Origin of the sequence: Micrococcus sp. HSID17227 (assembly GCF_003989405.1) — a bacterium.
GTDB lineage: Bacteria > Actinomycetota > Actinomycetes > Actinomycetales > Micrococcaceae > Micrococcus > Micrococcus luteus.
In genome coordinates this window covers 1-5,643 of record NZ_RBLN01000142.1, presented here as the reverse complement: position 1 = coordinate 5,643, position 5,643 = coordinate 1, and the positions used below count along the sequence as shown (strand labels likewise).

Below are 5,643 nucleotides of genomic sequence, written 5' to 3'. Positions count from 1 at the left end.
CGGTCCTGGCCGCCGGCGTCCGTGCCCGGGTGGCCGGGCAGGGCGGGCGAGGCGGCGAGGTCGGCCGCGGCGCCGAGGGCGTCGGCAAGGGGCTGGAAGTGGGCGGGTCGGCCACCGATGCCGTGGAGGAAGCGGATCACCGGGCCAGGCTAGTGCGACTGCTGCCCGTCGCCTCGAGGGGGACCGACAGGGGCAGTGTCCCCGCGAACGGGCCGGTCATGGCGAACAGATCGGCCCGGGCGTCGAGGGTGACGACGACGGTGGTGCCGTCCTCGGCCACGCGGGCGCTCATCCCACCGAGCCCGGGCACGGCCTCACGGGCGCCGACGGCCGCGAGGTGCGCGCTGGCGGAGGCGGCCACGTCGCCGTCGGAGAGCACGACGCCCGGGTCCTCCCCCAGCCGGAAGCCGAGCTCCTCTGCCCCGGCGACGGCGGCCGAGTCCGCGAGCGACTGCAGGCGACGGTGCTGCAACTGCACGGTGGTGACCGCGAGCATGACCAGCATGAGGGCCACGAGCACGGCGCACAGGCCGACGGTGAGGACGGTGGTCTGCCCGTCATCGTGACCCAGGCGAGCGGTGAGGGGGCGGCGCATCAGAACCTCGGCACCGTCTGGCGGGCGTCGGAACCCACGGTCACGGGGGTCATCGACCACGCTGCCGGCGTGAGAGGGACGGGCACCGCCACGTCCACCCGCACCGCGACGACCTCGCCCGGTTCGAGCGTGCCACAGCCACCCTGGTCGCAGCCGACGGTCAGGTCGTACTGGCCGGCGCCCACGCCGTAGTCGGCGAGCGTGAGCTCGAGGGTGGCGTGGGCGGCGCCTGCGCTGGGGTGATCGGCCTCGGCGACCACGGCCTTGACGGCCTGGTCCGCGGCGGCGACCGAGGCGAACGCCGCGGCCTGGACCTGGGAGACGTAGATCATCAGGTACACCACGGGGATCAGCAGGACGAGGGTGAGGCCCAGGAATTCGACCGTGGCCGCTCCCCGCTCGTCGCGGACGTCATTGACGGAACGCATGACCGCTCACCTCCACGGGGATCGGGCCCGGCAGGAACCCCAGGCCGGGCAGCGAGCTCGAGACCGTGACGCGCAGGACCGGGACCCCGTCCTGGCTGGTGAGCTCCGCGGCGACGTCGGCCCCGGACTGGCCGGGCACACCGGTGGAGAGCAGCTCCCGAGCCCGCTGGACGCCGTCCTCGGGGTTCCGGTCCGCGAGCGCCCCGTACCGGGCACCGGCGGAGGCGGCATCGATCATCACGTTGCGTGTGTGGATCACGACGCCGGCCTGGAGCAGTGCCGCGAAGAGCAGGACGACCAGGGTCATCACCATGGTGGACTCGGCCACCGCGGCGCCCCGGTCGTCCCGCCAGCGGACGCCCGTGTGGCCGCCGCGGGGCGCCGGCGCGTCGTGGGCAGCACCCCGGGGCATGCTCAGCCGCCCTGGGACACCTGGGAGATGGCCTGGTTGAACAGTCCCTCGAGCGCCGGCAGGGCGAGGGCCAGCAGGCCGGCCACGAGCACGGCGGACATGAGGGTGATCATCACCCAGCCGGGGACGTCGCCGCGCTCGTCGCGGACGTCGTCGTGGATGAGGGCGCGCAGAGCGGCCAGGACGGTGATGGCGTGGTGGTGGAGCATGGTCCCCTCCTCGGGTGGCCGGCCGCCCGTGCGGCCGGAGTGGATGGTGATCGTGGGTGGACGGATGGACTATTCAGTTGTGGGTCTTCAGAACCCCAGGCGCATCAGGGAGATGCCGGGGAAGACGGCGAAGATCACCGTGAGCGGGAGGATGCCGAACACGAGGGGGACCATCATCTGGATCTCCTTCCGGCCGGCGGCCTCCATGAGCTCGCGGCGACCCATCTCACGCACGTCCTGGGCCTGTGCGCGCAGGACGTCGGCGAGGGGTGTGCCGCGGTCGAGCGCGATGAGCACGCCCCCGATGAACCGTTCGACGGGGGCCAGCTGCACGCGCCGTCCCATGGCCTTGAGCGCCGCGGACAGCGACGCCCCGGCACGCATGTCGGCGAGCGTGACGCGGAACTCGCCGGCCAGCTCCCCGCGCGCCGTCCCCGCGATGCGCTCGAGCGCTCCAGCGGCGCTCTCCCCCGCGCCCACCGAGAGCGCGAACAGCTCGGCCACGGACGGGAACTCGGAGAGGATGGCCTCGCGCCGCCGTCGCGCCCGCAGGGAGAGCAGCTGGTCCCGGAGCAGGAACCCGGCCATGCCGCCGGCGATCACGAGGGCGACCCCCGTGATCACCGGCACGCGGCCCGTGACGGTGAGGCTGAGCGCGAGGACGGCCGCCACGGCGGCCCCCGCGGCCGCGCTCAGGACCTGCTGCGCACGGAAGTCCGCCGACGTGACCGCGAGCCCCGCGGCGGCCAGCTTGCGGTCGAGCGCCACCCCGCCCGGGGAGATGCGCTGGACCCAGCCGACCCCGGCCTGCACCACGGGATCGAGGATGCGTCCCCACGCTCCCCAGGGTGAGGCGCCCGCACGTTCCTCCTCGAGGAGGCGGGAGGCCGGGATGTGGTGGCGCAGCTGCGGTTCGACCCGTTGCTCGAGGCTGGGGCGCCAGCCCACCGGCTGGGTGACCAGGATGAGGAGCAGTCCCGCCCCGAGGGTGAGGCCCAGGAGCGCGGCCCAGATCAGCGCGGACGTCATGCGAACACCCGTTTCTCCCGGGGCAGCGCGCCGATGCGGAGCATGACGCGGTAGCAGACGATGGAGGCCACCATGCCCGCGAGGAGCACGGCCCCGCCGGCGGCGGACCGGTAGGCCGCGACCGCGGCGGGCTGGGTCCCCAGCAGCAGGAGCACGAGCCACGGGGCGCACACCGCCAACCGGGCCGCGTTCACGGTCCACGACTGCCGGGCCTCGAGCTCGGCGCGGATGCGGGCGTCCTGCCGGAGGAACTCGGAGAGGGTCTGCAGCAGACGGCCGATGTCGGCGCCGCCGACCTCGCGGGTCAGGCGCAGCGAGACCACCAGGCGGTCCGCGACGGGGTCGGCCATCCGGGCCTTGAGCCGGTCCAGTGCGTCCACGAAGCGGGCTCCGGCCCGGTAGTCCCGGGCGAACTGCTGGAACGGCTCGCGCAGCCCCTCCGGCCCGGTCTCCCCGAGCTGGATGAGCGCCTCCGGGAGAGTCAGGCCCGCGCGGATGGCCGACCGGGCGTGGTCGATCGCGTCCGGCCACAGCTCGCGCAGTGCCGTGGACCGCCGGCGGGCCTGCCAGGACAACAGCAGCCAGGGCACGGCCGCGCCGAAGACGGCGAAGCACGCGGTGATGGTCCACGTACTGGTCAGCGACAGGACGAGCAGCCCGACCACGAGACCGCCGACGGCCATGGCGGACAGGACACCGGCCGGGCTGAGACGCTGGATGCCGGACTGGGCGATCAGCACACGCAGGCGCGAGTCGGGGCGGGCGGCCCCGGGTTTCTCCGTGGGAGGGGACCAGAGGGACCACCACAGCAGGAACAGGCCGCAGCCGAGCGCGAGCCCCAGCAGCGCGGCCATCAGCGCAGCCCCACCAGCTCGTGGACGTCCACGCCGCGACGGGCGAGCGCCTCGAACTCCAGGTTCGCACCCTCGTTGAGGCGCAGGTCGCCCTCGGCGTCACGCTGGAAGAGCGCCGACGTCTCGATGACCCCGCCCTCCACCCGTGAGCCGACGGTGAGGATCTCCCGCACCCGCCGGCGGCCCTGACGGTCGCGCTCGCAGTGCACGACGACGTCGATGCACGTGGCGACCGTCGGGACGACGAAGTCCCGGGAGATGTTCTCCCCGGCCAGCAGCGGCAGCGTGCAGAGCTTCGTGAGCGCGTCCGCGGCCGAGTTCGCGTGGATCGTGCACATGCCGGCCAGGCCGGAGTTCAGAGCGACGAGCATGTCCAGCGCCTCGGCCTCGCGCACCTCGCCGACGATCAGGCGGTCCGGGCGCATCCGCAGCGCCTCCTTGACGAGGCGACGCAGCGGGATCTCGCCGTGGCCCTCCAGGTTCGGCTGGCGGCACTGCAGCCCGACGACGTCGCGCACCGGGATCTGCAGCTCGAAGATCTCCTCCACGGTGATCACCCGCTCCCGCGGGCCGATGGCCGAAGCCAGGCAGTTGAGCAGGGTGGTCTTGCCCGCCTGGGTGGCCCCGCTGACGAGGATGTTCATGCCCGCGTCCACGGCCGCGTCCAGGAAGCGGGCCGCCGTCGGAGTGAGGGAACCGCCCCGGACGAGGTCGTCCAGCCGGCGCGCCCGGGCGATGAACTTCCGGATGTTCACGGCCCAGTGCCGCCGCGTGATGTCGGGGATGGCCACGTGCAGGCGCGAACCGTCTGGCAGGGCCGCGTCGACGAACGGCATCGACAGGTCCAGCCGCCGGCCCGAGGACTTCAACATGACTTCGACGAGGTCCTGCACCTCCTCCTCGGTCAGGACGATGCCCGTCAGCTCGGAGCGGCCGGACCGCGCGCAGTAGACGGCGTCCGGCGCGTTCAGCCAGATCTCCTCCACGGAGGGATCGTCCATGAGCCGCTGGAGCGGCCCGAGGCCCGCGATGCGGTCGAACAGGTCCTGCCGCGCCGCCACGGGATCCTCCAGGTCCGGCAGCGAGCTGACCATCGCGCGGGACTCGTAGTCCGCGGCCGCGTCCTGGATGAGCGTCAGGACCCGGGCGTGCTCACGCTGCGGGTCGATGCCCTGCCGCCGGACGATCTCCCGGATCTCGTCCTCGAGAATGCGCACCGCATCCATGTGTCCCTCCTGTGCCCGATTCGGCGCCATCCCCAGCGCCGCACATGTCTCGATCAGGAAGATACCCCGTTCCGTCGATGCGTGTGGTCCAGGACACCATGACTGTGGACAACGTGGCGGCGGTCCCGTTCGACGGGGAGTTGTCCACAGGCCGCCCGAACCGCCATCAGGCCGTGGCAGGGTCGTCCCCAGGCGGCCGGACGGGCCGGTCGCCGGTCTCAGGAGGGAGGGGCGGGGATGGCCTGGAGCGTGCGGATCCTGGGCGGGGCCGCTCCCGAGACATGGCGGGTGGAGCACTTCCCCGCCGACGCGGACGAGCAGGACCGGGCGGTGCGGGAACGTTTTCCCGCCCGGTCGCTGCACCGGTGCGCTGCCGGGCCGCGCAGCGTGACGTACGCGGAACGGGTCGGGAGTGCACCGGCCCGGGGGCCGGAGCTCGCGGTGGTCACCGAGCACGGACCCGACGCCGGCCGCCTCGTCCCTCTGGGGGAGGGCGGGTTGAGCACGGGACGCGGTGGGGCGCGGCTGCTGCTGGACGACCCCTCTGCCCCGTCGCGGCCGATGCGTCTGCGGCTCGCGCCCACCGGGCTGCACGTCCACGACGGTCCTCGGGACACCGGACGCCTGTGGGACGGCCGCAGCCCGCTCCCGGTGGGCCGGACCGCCCTGGGCCTGGTCCGCGGGCCCGGGGCCGCCCTGCCGCGGCCGGTCACGCCGGAGCCGCCCGCCGTCGACCTCGGATCCCCACCGGCCCGGCAGTCCGTCGTGATCCCGCTGGTGGCGGCCCTGGGCCCGCTGGTGCTCGGGGTCGCCCTGGTCCTGATGATGGGCAACCCGGTGTTCCTGCTGTTCGGTGTGCTGTCCGTGACGGTGGCGCTGGTCATGCTGGC

7 protein-coding genes and 1 pseudogene are annotated in these 5,643 nt (G+C 73.7%); 1 reads left to right on the top strand and 7 read right to left on the bottom strand.

Annotation, left to right across the window (positions count from 1 at the left end; genetic code table 11):
* Positions 1-136: 136 nt before the first annotated feature.
* The 7 genes from D8M29_RS07995 to D8M29_RS07965 form a co-directional block, all read right to left on the bottom strand.
* The gene (locus D8M29_RS07995; RefSeq protein ID WP_061867911.1) at positions 137-595 is read right to left on the bottom strand and encodes a pilus assembly protein TadG-related protein; all 459 of its coding nucleotides are present in this window, start codon (positions 593-595) and stop codon (positions 137-139) included.
* Positions 595-1,023 (bottom strand): hypothetical protein, encoded by a 429-nt coding sequence (locus D8M29_RS07990; RefSeq protein ID WP_127435439.1) that lies wholly within the window; start codon positions 1,021-1,023, stop codon positions 595-597. Before D8M29_RS07990 ends, D8M29_RS07995 begins: the two co-directional genes overlap by 1 nt.
* The gene (locus D8M29_RS07985) at positions 1,007-1,435 is read right to left on the bottom strand and encodes a TadE/TadG family type IV pilus assembly protein (protein WP_127435438.1); all 429 of its coding nucleotides are present in this window, start codon (positions 1,433-1,435) and stop codon (positions 1,007-1,009) included. The genes D8M29_RS07990 and D8M29_RS07985 overlap by 17 nt, the downstream gene beginning before the upstream one ends.
* Before the next feature lie 2 nt (positions 1,436-1,437).
* Positions 1,438-1,644 (bottom strand): hypothetical protein, encoded by a 207-nt coding sequence (locus D8M29_RS07980; protein ID WP_004167681.1) that lies wholly within the window; start codon positions 1,642-1,644, stop codon positions 1,438-1,440.
* Between the two features lie 87 nt (positions 1,645-1,731).
* Positions 1,732-2,673, bottom strand: coding sequence for a type II secretion system F family protein (locus tag D8M29_RS07975; RefSeq protein ID WP_127445890.1), 942 nt, complete (start codon positions 2,671-2,673; stop codon positions 1,732-1,734).
* Positions 2,670-3,527, bottom strand: coding sequence for a type II secretion system F family protein (locus D8M29_RS07970; protein ID WP_127435490.1), 858 nt, complete (start codon positions 3,525-3,527; stop codon positions 2,670-2,672). The genes D8M29_RS07975 and D8M29_RS07970 overlap by 4 nt, the downstream gene beginning before the upstream one ends.
* On the bottom strand, positions 3,527-4,753 hold the full coding sequence (locus D8M29_RS07965; RefSeq protein ID WP_010079081.1) for a CpaF family protein: 1,227 nt from the start codon (positions 4,751-4,753) through the stop codon (positions 3,527-3,529). The genes D8M29_RS07970 and D8M29_RS07965 overlap by 1 nt, the downstream gene beginning before the upstream one ends.
* Positions 4,754-4,990: 237 nt before the next feature.
* Between D8M29_RS07965 and D8M29_RS07960 the strand changes: the two are divergent.
* Positions 4,991-5,643, top strand: a pseudogene (locus D8M29_RS07960) (cell division protein FtsK); the annotation flags it as partial.